The organism is Variovorax sp. V116, from assembly GCF_041154435.1.
In the GTDB taxonomy this organism is placed as follows: Bacteria; Pseudomonadota; Gammaproteobacteria; order Burkholderiales; family Burkholderiaceae_C; genus Variovorax; species Variovorax paradoxus.
In genome coordinates this window covers 3,247,135-3,265,810 of record NZ_AP028661.1, presented here as the reverse complement: position 1 = coordinate 3,265,810, position 18,676 = coordinate 3,247,135, and the positions used below count along the sequence as shown (strand labels likewise).

General features: G+C 69.6%; 15 protein-coding genes. 11 read left to right on the top strand and 4 right to left on the bottom strand.

What is annotated here, in order from left to right; genetic code table 11:
- The first annotated feature begins 57 nt into the window (after positions 1-57).
- The 6 genes from ACAM58_RS15535 (at position 58) to ACAM58_RS15510 (ending at position 6,820) form a co-directional block, all read left to right on the top strand.
- On the top strand, positions 58-900 hold the full coding sequence (locus tag ACAM58_RS15535) for an IclR family transcriptional regulator (RefSeq protein ID WP_012748312.1): 843 nt from the start codon (positions 58-60) through the stop codon (positions 898-900).
- Positions 901-944: 44 nt separating this feature from the next.
- A complete protein-coding gene (locus ACAM58_RS15530; RefSeq protein ID WP_012748311.1) occupies positions 945-2,240 on the top strand; it encodes an aconitase X catalytic domain-containing protein in 1,296 nt (431 codons plus the stop codon).
- A gap of 211 nt (positions 2,241-2,451) precedes the next feature.
- Positions 2,452-2,904, top strand: coding sequence for a DUF126 domain-containing protein (locus ACAM58_RS15525; protein WP_012748310.1), 453 nt, complete (start codon positions 2,452-2,454; stop codon positions 2,902-2,904).
- Positions 2,901-4,598, top strand: a complete 1,698-nt coding sequence (locus ACAM58_RS15520) for a dihydroxy-acid dehydratase (RefSeq protein WP_369663084.1) — start codon at positions 2,901-2,903, stop codon at positions 4,596-4,598. The genes ACAM58_RS15525 and ACAM58_RS15520 overlap by 4 nt, the downstream gene beginning before the upstream one ends.
- A 116-nt stretch (positions 4,599-4,714) precedes the next feature.
- Positions 4,715-5,842, top strand: coding sequence for a porin (locus ACAM58_RS15515; protein ID WP_012748308.1), 1,128 nt, complete (start codon positions 4,715-4,717; stop codon positions 5,840-5,842).
- A gap of 12 nt (positions 5,843-5,854) precedes the next feature.
- On the top strand, positions 5,855-6,820 hold the full coding sequence (locus ACAM58_RS15510; protein WP_012748307.1) for a tripartite tricarboxylate transporter substrate binding protein: 966 nt from the start codon (positions 5,855-5,857) through the stop codon (positions 6,818-6,820).
- 13 nt (positions 6,821-6,833) lie between these two features.
- Here ACAM58_RS15510 and ACAM58_RS15505 read toward each other — a convergent pair whose 3' ends face one another.
- Complete coding sequence (locus ACAM58_RS15505; protein ID WP_012748306.1) at positions 6,834-7,805, bottom strand: aldo/keto reductase; 972 nt, start codon at positions 7,803-7,805, stop codon at positions 6,834-6,836.
- A gap of 259 nt (positions 7,806-8,064) precedes the next feature.
- On the opposite strand from ACAM58_RS15505, the gene ACAM58_RS15500 reads away from it, so the two are divergent.
- The 5 genes from ACAM58_RS15500 to ACAM58_RS15480 all read left to right on the top strand — a co-directional run bounded on the left by ACAM58_RS15500 (position 8,065) and on the right by ACAM58_RS15480 (position 16,164).
- Complete coding sequence (locus ACAM58_RS15500) at positions 8,065-9,561, top strand: hypothetical protein (protein WP_278876613.1); 1,497 nt, start codon at positions 8,065-8,067, stop codon at positions 9,559-9,561.
- A 117-nt stretch (positions 9,562-9,678) separates the two neighbouring features.
- Positions 9,679-10,485: a translesion DNA synthesis-associated protein ImuA gene (imuA, locus tag ACAM58_RS15495; protein WP_012748304.1), complete on the top strand. Its 807-nt coding sequence runs from the start codon at positions 9,679-9,681 to the stop codon at positions 10,483-10,485.
- Positions 10,454-11,803: a DNA polymerase Y family protein gene (locus tag ACAM58_RS15490; protein ID WP_278876615.1), complete on the top strand. Its 1,350-nt coding sequence runs from the start codon at positions 10,454-10,456 to the stop codon at positions 11,801-11,803. Before imuA ends, ACAM58_RS15490 begins: the two co-directional genes overlap by 32 nt.
- Positions 11,796-15,152: an error-prone DNA polymerase gene (locus ACAM58_RS15485; protein ID WP_012748302.1), complete on the top strand. Its 3,357-nt coding sequence runs from the start codon at positions 11,796-11,798 to the stop codon at positions 15,150-15,152. Before ACAM58_RS15490 ends, ACAM58_RS15485 begins: the two co-directional genes overlap by 8 nt.
- 79 nt (positions 15,153-15,231) lie before the next feature.
- Positions 15,232-16,164, top strand: coding sequence for a hypothetical protein (locus ACAM58_RS15480; RefSeq protein ID WP_012748301.1), 933 nt, complete (start codon positions 15,232-15,234; stop codon positions 16,162-16,164).
- A gap of 11 nt (positions 16,165-16,175) precedes the next feature.
- On the opposite strand, the gene ACAM58_RS15475 is transcribed toward ACAM58_RS15480, so the two are convergent.
- The 3 genes from ACAM58_RS15475 to ACAM58_RS15465 all read right to left on the bottom strand — a co-directional run bounded on the left by ACAM58_RS15475 (position 16,176) and on the right by ACAM58_RS15465 (position 18,667).
- Positions 16,176-16,406 carry a hypothetical protein gene (locus ACAM58_RS15475; RefSeq protein WP_012748300.1) on the bottom strand — a complete coding sequence of 77 codons (231 nt, stop codon included), beginning with the start codon at positions 16,404-16,406 and terminating at the stop codon, positions 16,176-16,178.
- A 93-nt stretch (positions 16,407-16,499) separates the two neighbouring features.
- On the bottom strand, positions 16,500-17,099 hold the full coding sequence (locus tag ACAM58_RS15470; protein ID WP_012748299.1) for a hypothetical protein: 600 nt from the start codon (positions 17,097-17,099) through the stop codon (positions 16,500-16,502).
- 29 nt (positions 17,100-17,128) lie between these two features.
- Positions 17,129-18,667, bottom strand: a complete 1,539-nt coding sequence (locus tag ACAM58_RS15465) for a mannose-1-phosphate guanylyltransferase/mannose-6-phosphate isomerase (protein WP_012748298.1) — start codon at positions 18,665-18,667, stop codon at positions 17,129-17,131.
- Positions 18,668-18,676: the final 9 nt, after the last annotated feature.

Genomic DNA, 18,676 nt, shown 5'->3' with positions numbered 1-18,676 from the left:
CCGGCCGACGCGCTTTCGCCAGCCTCTACATTGCAGAGTCTTGCAAAGGGTTCCTCCATGTCCACTGACAAAAACGACGCCTCCTTTTCCGCCGCCGATGCCGCCGATGCGCGCGGCGACCGCGCCGACACCGTGAGCGCATTGGAGCGCGGCATCTCGGTGCTGCGCTGCTTCAGCGAGGCGCGCCCCGTGCTGGGCCATGCCGACATCGCGCGCATGACCGGCATCCCGCGGCCGACCGTCAACCGGCTCGTCGCCACGCTGCTCTCGCTGGGCATGCTCAAGGCCGCGCAGGTGGCCGACCGCTTCATGCTCGGGCCCGGCGTGGTGTCGCTGTCGCGCGTGTTCCTCGGCAGCCTCGACGTGCGCGCCGCCGCGCGGCCCAGCATGCAGGCGATGGCCGAGGAGGTGGGCGCCTCGGTCTACCTGGCGATACGCGACGGCATGGAGATGGTGCTGATCGAGGCCTGCCGGCCGCGCTCGTCGATGCTGTCGGCGCGGCTCGACGTGGGCTCGCGCGCGCCGCTGGCCAACTCGGCGCTGGGCCGCGCCTATCTTTCGGCGCTGCCCGAGGCGCAGCGCAACCAGCTGGTCGATTCGATGCGCCTCCTGCGCGGCCCCGAGTGGGACAGCATCGCGCCCGGCATGACGCGCGCCATCGGCGAAGCCCGGCGGCTGGGCTACTGCCTTTCGCTCGGCGAGTTCCACCGCGAGATCAACTCGGTGTCGGTGCCGCTCATCGGGCCCGATGGCGAAGTGATGGCGCTCAACGGCGGCGGCGCGGCCTTCGTGTTCACCGAGGAGCGCCTGCGCAATGAACTGGCACCGCGCCTGCACGACATCGCGCTCACCATTGCGCGCGACATCGGCGGCCATGTGCCGACGCCTCTGCCGGGCTAGCCCCGGCCGACCCCCACGACATAAAAAAACGGAGACACAAGGCCATGCACCTGAGCGATGAAGAAAAAGCCATGATGGACGGCCGCGACGGGCCGGCCGTGCAGAAGGCGATGGACCTCCTGATGCGCTACGGCGAAGCGCTCGGCGCCGAGCGGCTGGTGGAAACGCGCAACGTCTGCGCCACCATCACCTCGACCACGCCGTTCCAGCGCGACTTCGCGCTGGCCAAGGGCGGCGGCATGGACGCGGTGTTCTCCGAGTTCAGCCTCGACAGCCAGGAAACCGTCGAGATCCCGAAGTTCAAGGTCTTCACGAGCCACCTGCAGCTGGGCTTCGACCCCGGCCAGCCCGAGCGCATGGGCGTGAGCGAGGAGATCGTGCAGTTCTACAACAAGAGCGAGCGGCATGCGGCAGGCCTGGGCGCGCAGATCATGAACACCTGCACGCCCTACCAGGTCGGCAACATCCCGACGCGCGGCGAGCACTGCGCGTGGATGGAATCGTCGGCCGTGGTGTATTGCAATTCGGTGCTCGGTGCGCGCACCAACACCGAAGGCCGCGAGAGCACCGGCGCCGCCATGCTCACGGGGCGCATTCCGTACTGGGGCTACCACCTCGACGAGAACCGGCATGCCACGCACGTGGTCGAGCTCGACGTCGAAGTGGAATCGGTGCAGGACTGGGGCCTCCTGGGCTACTACATCGGCGAGCATGTGCAGGAGCGCGTGCCGGTGGTGCACAGCAAGCGCGGCATCGCCCGCGTGCCCAACCTGCCGCGGCTCAAGCACTTCGGCGCGGCGGCATCGTCGTCGGGCGGCGTGGAGATGTACCACATCGCGGGCATCACACCCGAGGCGCTGACGCTCGAGCAGGCGCTCGGCGGCCGCGCGCCGGTGGAGGTGCTGCGCTTTGGCGAAGCCGAGCGCCGCGCCACCTACGAGAAGATCAACGCCACCGGCAAGGACGCCGAGGTGCAGTACGTGATGCTCGGCTGCCCGCACTACACCATCGAGCAGATCTGGGAAGCCGCGCAGCTCATCGAGGGCCGCCGCGTGCACCCGGATTGCGAGCTGTGGATCTTCACGCCGCGCGCCATCAAGTCGCTGGCCGACCGCAACGGCTACACGAAGATCATCGAGGACGCCGGCGGCATCCTCATGACCGACAGCTGCTCGGCCATGAGCCGCGCCGTGCCCAAGGGCACGAAGACCGTGGCGCTCGATTCGGCCAAGCAGGCGCACTACCTGCCCGCGATCCTCGGCGTGCAGGCGTGGTTCGGCAGCACGGCGGAGTGCATCGATGCGGCGTGCACCGGCCGCTGGAACGGGGGAATGCAATGAGCTTCAGCCTTGCGATGTCTTTGTCTTTCTCCCTCCCCTCCCGGGGGAGGGCCGGGGTGGGGGCCAGCGTCGCATCCATCGAGCGCTCTGCCAGCCCCCATCCCAACCTCGGTGCAGGCAGCCAGAGGCTGCCGCTCTTCGGGCTGTCCAGTTCCGCGCAGGCGGAACTGGAGCCGCAGCCCTCAGCCCCGGCAGGGGAAGGAGCAAAACCATGAATGCACGCGACAACACATCCACCCTGGTCATCCGCGGCCGCAAGGTCGTCGGCGGCATCGCCGAAGGCGAGGCGCTCGTCACGCGCGACCGCATCTCGGGCTGGGGCGGCATCGATCCGCGCACCGGCACCGTCATCGAGACGCGGCACGAGCTGCGCGGCCAGAGCTTCGCGGGCAAGGTGCTGGTGTTTCCAGGCGCCAAGGGCTCGTCGGGCTGGTCCGCGATGTTCCACATGACGCGGCTCATGAACTCGGCGCCCGCAGCCTTCCTGTTCAACGAGATGACCACCAAGATGGCGCTCGGCGCCGTGGTCACGCATTCGCCCTCGATGACCGACTTCGAGCGCGACCCGCTCGACTGCATCGCAACCGGCGACTGGGTGCGCGTGGACGCCGACCGCGGCGTGATCGAGATCACCAAAAAGAACAAGCCCGGAGACCGCCCATGACCACCCGACCCCTGCGCAGCAACTTCCCGCGCGGCTCGTACCTCTGGTCGGTGCGCAACGCGCACTGGCGTGCGCTCGGCATTCCGGAAGAGGATTGCGAGAAGCCGAAGATCGCCATCGTCAACAGCTCGTCGGAGCTGGCTGCGTGCTTCAGCCACCTCGACAAGGTGGCGGCGGAAATCAAGACCGCGATCCGCGCCGCGGGCGGCGTGCCCTTCGAGATCCGCACGGCCGCGCCCAGCGACTTCATCACCGGCGCCGGTGCGCGCGGTGCCTACATGCTCGGCGCGCGCGACCTCGTGACCAACGACATCGAGGTGGCGGTCGAAGGCGCGCAGCTCGATGGCATGGTGTGCCTCACCTCGTGCGACAAGACCGTGCCGGGCCAGCTCATGGCGGCCGCGCGGCTCAACATCCCGACCCTGCTCGTGCCCTGCGGCTACCAGCCCAGCGGCGAGTACCGCGGCAAGCACATGGACATCGAGGAAGTGTTCATCGGCGCGATGCATGCGGTCACGGGCCACCTGCCGGTCGAAGAACTCGTGGGCATGAGCCGCGAGGCAATCCGCGGGCCGGGCGTGTGCTCGGGCCTGGGCACGGCCAACTCGATGCACATCGTCTGCGAGGCGCTCGGCATGGCCTTGCCGGGCAGCGCGCCGGTGGCGGCGCTGAGCCCGAAGATGATGGCCGACGTGCGCGCCGCCGGCACGCGCATCGTGCAGATGGTGTGGGACGACCTCAAGCCGCGCGACATCCTCACGCCCGGCGCCTTTGCGAATGCGGTGCGCGCGGTGCTGGCCATCGGCGCCTCGCTCAACACGGCCAAGCACCTGCAGGCCGTGTCGACCGAGGGGGAGTGCGGCGTCGACGTGTATGGCCTGTTCGAAAGCCTCGGCCCGAAGACGCCGGTGCTGGCCGGCGTGCGGCCGATCGGCGAGCACAGCATCGAGGCCTTCGAGGCGGCGGGCGGTTGCCGCGCGCTGATGAAGCAGCTCGCGCCCTTGCTCGACACCGGTGCGCTCACCGTCACGGGCGGCACGGTCGCCGACAACCTGCGCGGCGCCGAGGTCGCCAGCGCCGAGGTGATCCGCCCCATCGAGCGCCCGGTCGCGCCGCATCCCGCCATCGTGCTGCTGCGCGGCAACCTCGCGCCCGAGTCGGGGCTCATCAAGACCGGCATCGTGGAACGCAAGGTGCGCAGCTTCACGGGCCCGGCCGTGTGCTTCTGGACCTCGGACGCGGCCATCGCGGCGCTCAAGAAGGGCGAGATCTTGCCGGGCCAGGTGGTGGTGATGCGCGGCGCCGGCGCCTGCGGCGGCCCGGCCATGGGCGGCGGCGCCTCGCGCGTGGTGTTCGCGATCGACGGCGCGGGCCTGGGCGACCAGGTCGCGATCCTGACCGACGGGCATCTCTCGGGCCTGGTCTGCAAGGGCCTCGTGGTGGCCGAGGTGTCGCCCGAGGCCGCGCTCGGCGGGCCGCTCGGCCTCGTGCGCAATGGCGACGTGATCACCATCGACCTCGATGCGCGCCGCCTCGACATCGCATTGGCCGATGCGGAACTTGCCGCCCGCCGCGCCGACTGGCAGGCGCCGCCGCCGGCCTTCGACACCGGCTGGCTGCAGCAGTACCGGCGCAACGTGAGCCCGCTCTCGAAGGGCGCCGTGCTGGTGCGCACCGAACGCCCCGAGCCCTAGGCTTTTTTCACCCGGCCTTCGCCAACCGGCGCGCACCCCCGCGCGCACCCGGTGGCGCAGCCCTGCGCGCGTTCCCGAGTTTTTCAACCAAGAGAAGAAGCAGGAGACAAGAAAACATGAAGAGATTCTTGATGGGGTCGGCGCTGGCGCTGGCCTGCAGCGGCGCGGTGCATGCGCAGTCCAGCGTCACCGTGTTCGGCGTGGTGGACCTTGGCGTGCAGTACACGAAAGGCGAGGGCGGCGGCTCGGTCAAGGCGCTGTCGAACGGCGGCCTTTCGACCAGCCGGCTCGGATTCCGCGGCACCGAAGACCTGGGCGGCGGCCTGCGCGCGGGCTTCTGGCTCGAAGGCAGCCTGAACCCCGACAACGGCACGGGCCGGCCGAGCAACAGCAACAACCAGGCGAGCGGCGCGGGCGCGGCGGGCCCGATCACCTTCGACCGCATGTCCTTCGTGAGCCTGTCGCACCAGAAGTTCGGCGAGCTGCGCCTGGGCCGCGACTTCATTCCCACGCACTACAACAGCATCTACTTCGATCCCTTCAACGCCAACGGCGTGGCGCGCGCGGGCAACCTCACGTTCGCGGGCGCGGGTACCGGGCCGCTGCCCACCGGCATCACGGGCAGCAACACCGTGAGCTACTGGCTGCCGGCCGGGCTCGGCGGCTTCTACGGCATGGCGATGATCGGCACCGGCGAGAACGACTCCACCGCGCCCAACCGCGACGACGGCAACTTTGCCGGTGCGCGCTTCGGCTTTGCCGCGGGCGCGTTCGACATTGCGGCGGCCGTCACGCGCACGCACTTCGACGCCACCGCCGCCATCGGCAACTACACGCACGCCAACATCGGCGGCACCTGGGACGCGGGCTTTGCGAAGTTCTTCGCGCTCTACAACAAGGTGACGGTGAAGCTCGCCGCCGGCACGGTGCGCAAGAACACGGCCGAGATCGGCGTGCACATTCCGGCCTTCGAGGTCGGCCGCATCCGCCTGAGCTACGCCTACCTGGACGACCGCAGCGACGAGAGCCTGCGCAATGCCAACGGCATGCCGCGCAACCGCGACGATGCGCGCCAGTTCGGCATCGGCTACGTGCACAACCTCTCCAAGCGCACCGCGCTCTACGGCACCTACGCGCGGCTCATGAACAGCGGCCAGGCGCGCTACGTGGTGAGCGGCGGCGTGGCGCCGGCGGGCGGGCGGCGCTCGTCGGGCTGGGAGTTCGGTGTGCGGCATCTTTTTTGAAAGGAGCCTTTCATGCGACGCAGAGACCTGGCCCTTGCGGCCCTTGCAACGACGATGTTGCCCGGCGCGGCAGCCTGGAGCGCCGAAGGCAGCTATCCGGACAAGCCGCTGCGCCTGATCGTCGGCTTTGCGGCCGGCGGCGGCGCCGACGCGCTCACGCGCATCATCGCGGAGGGGTTGTCCAAGCAGCTCGGCCAGCAGGTGATCGTGGAGAACCGCCCGGGCGCCGACGGCGTGCTGGCGGCTCAGGCCACCTCGTCCGCCAAGCCCGACGGCTACACCTTGCTGATGGGCACCAACACCGCGATGGTGGCCGCGCCCACGCTGCGGCCCACGCCGCCCTACGACCCGTTCAAGGCCTTCACGCCGATCAGCTCGGCCGGCCAGTTCTCGATGTTCTTGGTGGTGCCGGCCAGCTTGCCGGTGAAGAGCGTGAACGAGCTGCTCGCGATGGTGGCGGCCAAGCCCGGGGCCTACAACTCGGCCTCGAGCAACAGCGCGTCGGAGCTGGCCATGCTGCAGCTGCTCGGTGACCGCAAGGTGGTCAACGCGCGCTACAAGGGCGACATGCAGGCCATGACCGACCTGCTGAGCGGGCAGATCCATATGATGTTCACCACCGGCACGCTGGCGCCGGGCTTCGTGAAGGAAGGGCGCATCCGCGCGCTGGCCACGCTGCTGCCGCAGCGCAGCGCCTTGCTGCCCGACGTGCCCACGGGCGGCGAGCTCGGACTGGGCAAGCTCACCATCACGCCCTGGGCCGGCTTCTTCGGGCCGCCGGGGCTGCCGCAGGCCATCACCGACAAGCTGTCGCAGGAACTGCAGAACACGCTCAAGCGGCCCGAGGTGCATACGCAGCTGGTGCAGCAGGGCTTCGAGGGCTACGGCATGAGTCCCGCGAAATTCGCCGAATTCTTCCGCGCGCAGTACGAGGCCTTCGGCGCCACCGTGCGGCAGCACAACGTGAAGTTCGAATAGCCGCGGTGGCGGCTCAGCGCTCGACCGAAGCTGCATTGCGGCGCCAGAACGCCGCATCCGGAAACGCGCCGGCGCCGGCCGCGGCGTTGTCGGCCATGTGCTCGGCGCGGCTGGTGCCGGGAATGGTGCAGGTCACGGCCGGGTGGCTCAGCACGAACTTCAGCAGCACCTGCGCCCAGCTCGCGCAGCCGATCTCGCCGGCCCAGGCGGGCAGCGGCTTGTCGCGCAGCCGGCGCAAGAGCCCGCCGCCGCCGAAGGGCATGTTGACGATCACCGCCACGCCGCGCTCGGCCGCGAGCGGCAGCAGGCGCTCCTCGGCCTCGCGCGCGTCGAGCGAATAGTTGATCTGCAGGAAGTCGAGCTTCTCGGCGCGCAGCACGGCCTCGACTTCGCGGTAGGCCGAGGCCGTGTAGTGCGTGATGCCGAGGTAGCGCACGCGGCCTTTTTCTTTCCAATTGCGCAGCGTGGCCAAGTGGGTCTTCCAGTCCATCAGGTTGTGCACCTGCATCAGGTCCATGCGCTGGGTGCGCAGCCGCGCGAACGACTGCTCCATCTGCGCGATGCCGGCCTCGCGGCCCGAGGTCCAGACCTTGGTGGCGAGAAAGGCCTTGGTCCCGCGCGGCTTCGCTGCGGCGGCCAGCAGCTCGCCGGTGGTTTCCTCGGAGCGGCCGTACATCGGCGAGCTGTCGATCACCGTGCCGCCGGCCGCGAACAGCGCGTCCAGCACGCCGGGCAGGCGCTGGTATTCGTCGCTGCCGGGGCGCTGGTCGAAGCCGATCCAGGTGCCGCAGCCGACCACCGGCAGGGCTTCTTGCGTGGAGGGGATGGGGCGGGTGTTCATCGTGATGGCTGGCAGGTGTTGTGCCGCCGCGGTCATCGCGGAGGTCATCGGCAGCACTGCAACAAGCTGCAGGAAGCGTGCGCGGTTCAAGCGCGCGTCGAAAAACGGAACTGGCGAGAAAGCGGGCGGGCCGAAGTTCTTCATGGAAGCGCGGTGTCGCCATGCGTCGGACGAGCAGCCGCAATGACGATAGCACCGAGGCTTCGACCGCGTGCGCCGATGCAACACCGCGCTTTCCATTGCTTGCCCGCGGATGTTTCGCAATGTTACGCTGCTTCGCGCAGGCGGAGGGCCTGCCTCTTCCAACAAGAACACCATCGGCCGGTGCGCAAGCTGCACCGCCGGCCATCGCCAATCTATGAATCCGACCTCCCGTTCCATCTCCCGCCTGCTGCACGGGCTCGTGCTGCTGCTGGCTGCACTGCTGCTGGCTGCATGCAGTGCTGCGCCGATCGCACCCGAGCAGACCCTCACGGGGCAGGAGGGGGCGGTGGTCATGAAACTGATTACCAACAGCCCTGGCGAGACCGACCCGGCGGAGACGCTGTCGGCCGTGCGCCTCGAGCGCGTGCTCGAGTCCGGTGAAAAGCAGACCGGGCGCGACATCGTGGTGCTGACGCGCACGCGCAAGGCCACCTACACCACCGCTGTGTTCAGCGGCATGGTCGCGCCCGGGCGCTACATCATCAAGAGCATCACCGGTGCGAGTGGCAACATGAGCTACTTCTATCCCATCGATGCGAAGTTCGGCAGCTTCGACGTGGTGCGCGGCGAAGTCACGCTGCTTGGAACGCTGTTGATCCAGCCGCGCCTGGGCACGCGCTTTGTCGTTGCCTATGTGCCACCGGAGGCTGAGCTGCAGAAGACCTTCGAGACCTTGTATCCCGCATTGGCGGCGCAGACCCGCGGCCGTCCGCAGCATGGCTTCGTTCCCACGCTCGATCTCGACCGCCGCGCTGCGTTGGCGCCGCAGGTCAAGCGCCTGGCGTCCATCTGGCATGGCCTGACGCAGACGGCCGACGGCGAATTCATGGCCGGCAGCAAGCTCGGGAAGGTGCTGTGGCGCAAGAGCGGAGAGAGCCGTTGGAAGGAACTCGACGTGGGTTCCTGGCGCGAGGTGCTCTCGGTCCGCCCCTACCGCGGCGGGCTGCTGGCAGCGGGCGAGGAAGGCCTTCTGCGCCACTCTTCCGACGAGGGGTTGACTTGGAAGAGCCTGGTACCGCCCGATGACGGGCTGATCCAACTGGCGCAGCCGATGCGCGACGGGGGCGTGGTTGCGATCTCGCGCCGCGACAGCCTCTGGACCGTCTACGCCTCGAAGGATCTTGATGCCGGCGTGTGGCAAAAGCTCGGAGAGTTTTCCGATTCCCGCTCGATCAACGTGCCATGGCAGCGCAGCATGAGCTTCGGCCAGCCGGAGCGCGCGGGCGTGATGATGCCCAACGGCGACCTCCATGCCACCGATGGCCGCACGCTGTTTCGCTCCAGCAATGGTCGCTCCACCCTCGACGTGAATGCCTTGCCCGACGGCACCCTGGTGTCCCAGACGGTGGTGATGACAAAAACCACCTTGCTTTCGCCCGATTGGGGGCAAACCTGGGCCGATCTCGACACCAGCCGTTTCGTCGTGACGATCGCCTTCAAGGACCGGCAGACGGCATATGCGGTGGGCCCTGTCGCCCCCAGCCTGATGCCCGGAAAGCTGGGATTGATGACCACGCGGGACGGCGGCAGGAGCTGGTCACAGACCGGCAGCTCGCCGGGAATGACGAATCCCTACGCCGTGCGCCAGATGATGGTGGACCGGGCCGATGGCTCTCTGATCGCCTTTCTGCCCGAAAACCTGATCGTGCGGTCCACGGACGAAGGAAAGAGCTGGAAGATCGTCAAGGACAACTGAGCCAGGCGCCGGGCGAAGGCGCGCCGCACGGGGCATAGGCCACTGTTCGAAGGGCGGGATTTCCATTGCCTTGCGAGGATCGGAATACTGTATAAAAATACAGTTAACGATTCAATCATGGGCCTCCCTTTCCTCGACTCCTTTTCCGCTGCCGCGGGGCGTGGCGTCTGGCATGCCGACGAGCTCGGCCTGGCCGACGCGCAGGTGGTTGCCACCGGCCATGCCGCGCTCGACGCGCAGCTGCCGGGCGGCGGCTGGCCGGTCGGCGCCATGACGGAACTGCTGCAGACCGCGCCCGAGGCGCATGTCTGGCGCCTGCTGCTGCCCGCGCTGGCGCAGGCGGTGCAGGCGCACGGCGGGCCGGTGGTGCTGGTCGGCGCGCCCTACGAGCCCTGCGCGGCGGCGCTCGCGGCGCAGGGGCTGCCGGTGGAGGCGCTGATGTGGGTGCGCAGCGATGCGCCGGCCGCGCGGCTGTGGGCCTGCGAGCAGGCGCTGCGCTGCGCCGACGTGTCCGCCGTGCTGGCCTGGCTGCCGCAGGCCCGGGTGGGCGAGCTGCGCCGGCTGCAGCTGGCGGCCGCCCAGCACGACGTGCTGCTCTTCGTGTGCCGGCCCGCATCGGCCGCGCAGGGCGCATCGCCGGCGCGGCTGCGCCTCCAGGTGGAAAGCTGCGAGGCCGATGCATCGCAGATCGAACTGCGCATCCTGAAGCGCCGCGGACCGCCGCTGGCCGCGCCCGTGATGCTGCCCGCGCGCAACGAGCGCATGGCCGCGTTGCTGGCCGCCGCCCGGCTGCGCCGCAAGCTGCGGCTGCAGCAGCAGGGCACGGCGCCGGCCGCCGAGGCCGCGGGGTCGGCCACCGTGGTGCGCATCGACGCGTGGAAAGGAAACGGGAATGCACTGGATCGCGTTGCGGTGGTCGCTTGATGCCGACGCGCCCGATGCCCCGGTGCTTCCCACGCCCGAGGCGCTGGGCTGGTGGGCGCTGCGCTACACGCCGCACGTCGCCTGGCAGGACGAGGCGCTGATGCTCGAGGTCTCGGCCTGCGAGCGGCTGTGGGGCGGGCGCTCGTCGCTGATGCGCCAGCTGGCCCACGAGAACCCCGCGCCCGGTGCCGTGATGCGCGGCGCGCAGGGCGCCACGAGCCCGATCGCGCTGGCGCGGCTGCGCCTGTTCGAGCGCAACGAGAACCGGCCCAAGGACATTCCCGCCGGCCTGCCGCTGGACACGCTGACGGCCGCGCACCCCCACCTCGACCTGCTCGCGCGCCTGGGCTGCCGCACCTGGGGCGAGGTGGCGGCCCTGCCGCGCGGCGGCCTCACGCGGCGCTTCGGCGCGGAACTGCGCAAGGCGCTCGACACCGCCTGGGGCCTCTCCCCCGAAAGCCACGACTGGCTCACGCTGCCCGACGTGTTCGAGCAGAAGCTGGAGCTGCCCGCGCTGGCCGAGACCGCGCCCGAATTGATGTGGTCGGCCAACCGTTTGCTCGCGGCGCTGCAGATCTGGCTGCGCGCGCGCCAGCGCGGCGCGCGTGCGCTCGAACTGCAATGGACGCTCGACCTCAAGCGCTTCAACGGCGTGAACCTGCCGCCGCACCAGCAGGTCACGGTGCGCACGGCCGAGCCCACGCAGGACATGGCGCACCTGCGCCGCCTGCTGTCCGAAAAGCTCGCCCTCACCACGCTCGCGGCGCCCGCGAGCTGGCTGCGGCTGCGCACGCTCGAAACCGATCCGTGGGCCGGCGCCAGCACCAGCTTCCTGCCCGAGGACAACCGCAAGGGCGACAAGCTGCACGAGATGGTCGAGCGGCTCAGCGTGCGGCTCGGAGCGCACCAGGTGGTGGTGCCCGCGGCGCAGGCCGACCACCGGCCCGAGCGCAAGCAGGCCTGGCGCCCCGCGCTGCAGCAGGACAAGGCGCCGGCGGACAAGGCCGGCAGGCAAGCGAGGGCCGCGGCCTTGCAGCCCGATGCCATCTACCCGCCCTGGCTGCTGCCCGAACCGCTGCTGCTCGAGATGGATGGCGAAAGCCCGTGCTACCGCGGCCCGCTGCGCAAGCTGGTCGGGCCGCAGCGCATCGAGGCGGGCTGGTGGGGCGGCAAGGAAGACGGCGGCCAGCCCGCGATGCGCGACTACTACGTGGCGGAAAGCCCCGAGGCCGGCCTGGTGTGGATCTTTCGCGAGCGGCCCTCGGCGCGTTTTTCTCCGGCCGAGGTGCGCTGGTACCTGCAGGGGTTCTATGCCTGACCTCAGCGAAAAGCAGCTGCGCGGGCGCAACTCGGCCAAGGTGCATGCGCTGCCCTTGCCTTTGCGCAAGAAGCCTGCGCCCACGCTGCCCGACTACGCCGAGCTGCACTGCCTCAGCAACTTCAGCTTTCAGCGCGGCGCCTCCACGCCCGAGGAACTGGTCGAGCGCGCCTACCAGCTCGGCTACACCGCGCTGGCCATCACCGACGAATGCTCGGTGGCGGGCATCGTGCGCGCGCACGTCTGCCTGCGCGACCTGCCGGCCAAGCTCGAGGAATACGAGCGCGAGCATCCAGGCGAACCACCGCTGCCGCGCAACCCCGGTTTCCGGCTGCTGTTCGGCAGCGAGTTCCGCTTCGAGCGCTTCAGGCTGGTGGTGATCGCGAACGGCACCGAAGGCTGGGGCAACCTCTGCGAGTTCATCACGGCCGCGCGCAACACCGAGCTGCCCAAGGGCGAGTACCGCGTGAGCTGGGAGCACAGCGACGTGGCCTCGCTGCAGGACTGCCAGGTTCTCTTCGTGCCGCACCGCGAGCCGGGCGCCGCCGTGGACGCGGCCACGCTGCATGAAGACCTGCTGGCTGCCAAGGCGCTTTACGCAGGCAACCTGTGGCTCGCGGTGGAAATGCTCAACGAGCTCGACGACGATCTCTGGTTCGCCGCGCTGATGCAGGCGGGCGAGCAGACGGGCGTGCCGCTGGTGGCAGCCGGCGACGTGCACATGCATGCGCGCTCCGCCAAGCCGCTGCACGACGTGCTGACGGCCGTGCGCGAAGGAAAGACGGTGGCCGAGTGCGGCTTTGCGCTGCAGTCCAATGCCGAGCGGCACCTGCGGCAGCGCGTGCGGCTGGCCGAGCTCTATCTGCCCCGGATGCTCGCGAACACGCTGGTGGTGGCCGAACGCTGCCGCTTCGATCCCGAGGTGATCCGCGAGAACTACAAGTACCCGCTCGAAACCGTGGGCAGCAGCGAAACGCCGGCCGAGACGCTGGTGCGCAAGACGTGGGAAGGGGCGCAGGTGCGTTTTCCGGAGGGCATCCCGGACAAGGTGCGGGCGCAGCTCGAGAAGGAACTCGCGCTGATCGTCGAGATGAAGTACGAGATGTTCTTTCTCACGGTGGAAGACATCGTGCGCTTCGCCAGGTCGCAGAGCATCCTCTGCCAGGGCCGCGGTTCCTCGGCCAATTCGGCGGTCTGCTATTGCCTGGGCATCACCGCGATCAATCCAGAAAAAGGCCACCTGCTGTTCGAGCGCTTCCTGAGCCGCCACCGCCACGAGCCGCCCGACATCGACGTCGACTTCGAGCACCAGCGGCGCGAGGAAGTCATCCAGTACATCTACCAGAAGTACGGCCGCGAACGAGCGGCCATCGCGGCCGTCGTGATCTGCTACCGCGCCCGCAGCGCCTTGCGCGACGTGGGCAAGGCCATGGGCATCGACGAGCGGCTGATCGACGAATTCGCCAAGGACCACTACTGGTTCGATGACACCGTGCTGGGCGAGCAGCTGTTCAAGGCGGCCGCGCGCGTCGGCGTGCAGGAAGACGAGCTCAAGCTGGTGCAGTGGATCGAGATGACGCGGCGGCTCAAGGGCTTTCCGCGCCACCTGAGCCAGCACGTGGGCGGCTTCGTGCTCACGCACACCCGGCTCACGCGGCTGGTGCCGGTCGAGAAGGCGTCCATGAAGGACCGCTCCGTCATCCAGTGGGAGAAGGACGACCTCGAAGCCATGGGCATGCTCAAGGTCGACGTGCTCGCGCTCGGCATGCTCAGCGCGATACGGCGCGGGCTCGACCACATGAACCGCTGGCGCGGCTCGATGGTGCAGATGCACCACATCCCCAACGACGACCAGAAGGTGTTCGACATGATCTGCGACGCCGACACCATCGGCGTGTTCCAGATCGAGAGCCGGGCGCAGATGTCGATGCTGCCGCGGCTCAAGCCGCGCTGCTATGAAGACCTGGTGATCGAGGTCGCGATCGTGCGGCCCGGGCCCATCCAGGGCGGCATGGTGCATCCCTACCTCAAGCAGCGCGAGCGGGTGGCCAAGGGCCTGGAGATCCATTACGAGAAGGAAGAACTCAAGCCCGCGCTGGAGCGCACGCTGGGCATTCCGATCTTCCAGGAGCAGGTGATGCAGATCGCGATGATCGCGGCCAGGTTCACCGCCGACGAGGCCGACCAGCTGCGCCGCGCGATGGCGGCATGGAAGCGCAAGGGCGGCCTCGAGAAGTTCCACCACAAGCTCGTGAAGGGCATGACCGACCACGGCTACAAGGCCGAGTTCGCCGAAGCCATCTTCAAGCAGATCCTCGGCTTCGGCGACTACGGCTTTCCCGAAAGCCACGCCGCGAGCTTTGCGCTGCTGGTCACCGTGAGCAGCTGGCTCAAGAACTACGAGCCGGCCTGCTTCCTGGCGGCGCTGCTCGACTCGCAGCCGATGGGCTTCTACAGCCCCTCGCAGCTGGTGCAGGATGCGCGGCGGCACGGCGTCGAGGTGCGGCCGGCCGACGTGACCTGCAGCGACATCGACACCACGCTCGAAGCCCGCGCCCCTGATGCGCCGCGCATGCCGCCGGGCACCGATGCGCGCTATGCCGATCGCCTCGGCCGCGAGAACCAGCCTGCGGTGCGGCTTGGCCTGAACCGCATTTCGAGCCTCAGCAAGGAGGGCGCCAAGCGCCTGCTCGAAGCGCGCGCCCAGGCGCCCTTCACCAGCACCGAAGACCTCGCGCTGCGCGCCGAGCTCGACGGCAAGGACATGGCGGCGCTGGCCGCGGCCGATGCGCTGATGTCGCTGTCGGGCCACCGCCGCCAGCAGGTGTGGGACGCCACCGCGCAGCGGCGCTCGCCGGCCCTGCTCAAGGGCGTGCCGATCAACGAGCCGGTGCTGCAGCTGCCCGCGGCGCCCGAGGGCGAGGAGATCGTCGGCGACTACGCCGCGCTCGGCCTCACGCTGCGCCGCCATCCGCTCGCGCTGCTGCGCCCGCGCCTCGCGCGCATGAAGCTCATGAGCGCGGAGCAGCTGCGCGCGCAGCCCAGCGGCCAGACCGTGCGCGCCTGCGGCATCGTCAAGGGCCGCCAGCGCCCGGGCACTGCCAACGGCACCATCTTCGTCACGCTCGAGGACGAGACCGGCAACGTCAACGTGATCGTCTGGAGCCATGTCATCGAGGCCTGGCGCGAGCCGCTGCTGAAGTCGCACCTGCTCGCGGTGCAGGGCACCTGGCAGCGCGACGACGACAGCGGCGGCAAGGTGCAGCACCTGATCGCCACCGGCTTCAAGGACCTGACGCCGCTCATGGGCCGGCTGGCGCAGAGCAACACCAGCCGCGACTTCCATTGATTGAGGGCAGGGCAATCGAATGCAACCGATCGTTCCATGTCTCGCGCGCCCCACGACTTTTAGCTAACCTGTTTCTCCCATGCCCGCACTCGCCCTCGATCCCGTCGTCGACACGCCGATCGGCCCGCCGCCGCCCGCACCCGACGTGCCCATTCCCGTGCCGCCGCCACCGCCGCCCGGGCCCCCGCCCGAGGGCGATCCGCCGCCCGTGGAGCCGCCGTTCACCGACCCCGGTTTTCCGCGGCCCGTGATCGATCCTCCGCCGCCCATGCAGAAGGCCGGCGAGGTGCCGTTCGGCAAGCTGCATGCGCGGCGGCTGCGCGAGATCTACCGTTCGGCGGGCTGGCCCTGCTGCGACGCCATCGAGGTCGAGCTGCTCGCGGGCGGGTTCCTCGAGCGCGTGCGCACGCCGCATGGCCACGAGACCCTGCGCGTGACCGATGCCGGCATTGCGCGCATTGCCACCACGCTCACCCTCAACCGCGCGGCGCTCTCGCCGCACGAGTCGCTGGTCGAGCGCGTGGCGCGCGAAATGACGCGCGGCGGCCGCATCGCCTGGCGCGGCCTCGGCCTGCGGGCACGCCTGCCGCCGCTCGAAGAGGGCGGCAAGCCGCGCTGGTGCATCGCCAGGCCCGACGTGTTCTCGATCCGCAATACCAGCGTCGAGGCCTATGCGCACCCCATCGTGCACGAGGTGAAGGTGAGCCGCGCCGACCTGCTGGGCGACCTGCGCAAGCCCGACAAGCGCGCGGCCTACCTCGACCTGGGCGGCGAGTGCTGGTACGTGCTGGGCAACGATGCGCGCGGCCGCTGCATTGCCTCGCCCGACGAGATTCCGCCAGAGTGCGGCGTGCTCGTGCTCGAAGGCGAAAGGCTGGTGGTGGCGCGCGCCGCCGTGCACCGCGCCTTCGATCGCATTCCGTTCGGCGTGTGGCTCGCGCTGGCCAAGGCCCAGCCGATCGCGGGCTTCGACGACGACGCGCAGGACCTGCTGGGCGAGCCCGGCGCCTAGGCAATCTCCATTCAGCCGGCCGGCGGCCACCAGTGCTCGGCCGTGGTGCGCAGCACGCGCGCCGCATGCATGCGCACCTCGTTGCCATCGCCAGGAAGGCCGCCGCCGTCGCGGTCTTTTTCGGTGGCCACGCGAAAGGGCCAGGTCGAGACCCGGCCCACGGGCTGGCGCGGCTGCGAACGCCGCAGCGGCGAGAAAAACAGGATTCGCGCTGAGGACGCCGGCGGGCTGGCGGTGGTCATGGTGTCGCCTTGAATGTTTGCTCTTGGAGACGAGTAATTCTAGAGGAAACACTGTACAAAAGAACAGTATTTTTGCGGTGCGCGGAGGGCAGCTCAGGTATCGAAGAGCGGCCGCGCGGCCCTCGGCATGTCGGGCCCGCTGCGCAGGTTGCGCTCGATGAACTCGCGCGCAATGGCGTCCACGTTGGCCGGTGCCGGCGTGTCGAAGGACATGCGGTACTTCAGCAGCCGGCCGTTGCGGGCCGTGAGAAAGGTGAACGACTCGTAGGCCTTGCGCGTGACGGCATGCACGATGCGCAGGCTCACGCGGCGAAAGTCCTGCCCCTCGATCCGCACGTCGGTGATGGGGCCGACCTCCACTTCGGCATAGAGGCCGCGCGCCACCGCGAGCCGGACCTCGTTCACGGAAGACTCGAACTGCGCTGCGAAGCGCGGGTCGTCGATACCGGCCTGCCAGTGGCCCTGCTTCAGGTCGTACAGGTAGACGTCGACCCAGCCGATGCTGCTCTCGTAGCGGTGGCTCACGCCCATGCCCGGCAGCCGCGCTTCGTGCCAGGTCGAGCGCACGTACTGCCACGCCACCGCACCGGCGGCGGGCGCCGTCGCTGCGGGCGTGGCCGGCAGCGTGGTGCCGGGCGCCGCGCAGCCCGAGAGCAGGGCGGCGGCCAGCAGCGCAGGCCAGAGCTTGGTCACGGCGGATGCTGCGTGATGGCCGTGCGGTGCTACGGGGCGGGCGCCAGCTGCGGCGCGGCCACCGGCATGGCAGCCACCACGGGCACCGAGGCCGCGGCGGCCACGGCGGCCACGGCGGCATCCGGCAGCGGCAATGCATCGCCGCCACGCGCCTTGAGCGAAGGGCAGCGGCCATAGGTGTCGTCGAAGCGCACGATGTCGTCCTCGCCCAGGTAGCCGCCGGTCTGCACCTCGATCACTTCGAGCATCGTCTTGCCCGGGTTCTCCAGCCGGTGGATGGCGCCCAGCGGCAGGTAGATGGATTCGTTCTCGCGCACCAGCGTGACCTGCCCGTCGCAGGTGGCCTTGGCCGTGCCCTGCACCACGATCCAGTGCTCGGCGCGGTGGTGGTGCATCTGCAGCGACAGCTTGGCGCCGGGCTTGACGGTGAGCCGCTTCACCTGGAAGCGCTCGCCGAAGTCGAGCTTGTCGTAGGCGCCCCAGGGGCGCACCACGCGCCGGTGTTCGGTGGCCTCGGCCTGGCCTTCGGCCGCGAGCATCCGCACCACCTCGCCGACCTGCTCGGCGCAGTCCGCGCCCGCCACCAGCACGGCATCGGGCGTGTCCACGATGATCAGGCCGCGCGTGCCCAGCGCCACCACGCGGCGGTGCGGCGCGTGGATGAAGGTGTCGCTCGAACGCAGCGCGCTGGCGTTGCCGCTCAGGCGGTTGCCGCTGCCGTCCTGCGGGTGCAGCGTGGCCACCGCGTTCCAGCTGCCGACGTCGCTCCAGTTGCCGTTGAACTTGACGACCGAGATGGCGTCGTGCTTTTCGAGCACCGCATAGTCGATGCTGTCGCTGCGGCAGGCCTCGAAGGCCTCGCGGTCCAGCCGGTCGAAGCTGCCGTCGGCCGTGATGGCGGCGGTGGCGCGTTCGCAGGCCTCGAGGATGTCGGGCGCATGCGTGCGCAGCGCCGCAACGAGGATGTCGGCGCGCGCCAGGAAGATGCCGGCATTCCAGCAGTAGCCGCCGTGCAGGATCAGCGACTCGGCCACGGCGGCCGTGGGCTTTTCCACGAAGCGCACCACGGCGTGGCTGTGGCCGTCGGCCGCGGGCGCGCCGGCCTCGATGTAGCCATAGGCCGTGCTCGCGAAGCTGGGCGCCACGCCGAAGGTCACGATGCGCCCGGCCAGCGCCGCGTCGATGCCGCTTCGCACCGTGTGCGCGAAAAGCGCGGTGTCGGGAATGTGGTGGTCGGCCGGCGCGAACAGCAGCAGGTCGTCAGGCCCTGCGCGCAGCGCCGCCGCGGCCATGGCGGCCGCCGTGTTGCGTGCCACCGGCTCCAGGATCTGGCGGCCGGTGGCGCCGGCCTTGTCGACCGCCTCGCGCACCAGGAAGCGGTGGTCTTCCGATGCCACGCAGGTGATGTCGCGGTTGAGGCTGCACAGGCGCTCCAGCGTCAGCTGCAGCAGGCTCTTGTTGCCGATCAGCGGTGCGAACTGCTTGGGCAGGGTCTTGCGCGAAAGAGGCCACAGGCGCGTGCCGCTGCCGCCGCACAGCACGACGGGGTGGATGGTGGGGGTGGTCATGGCGTCATC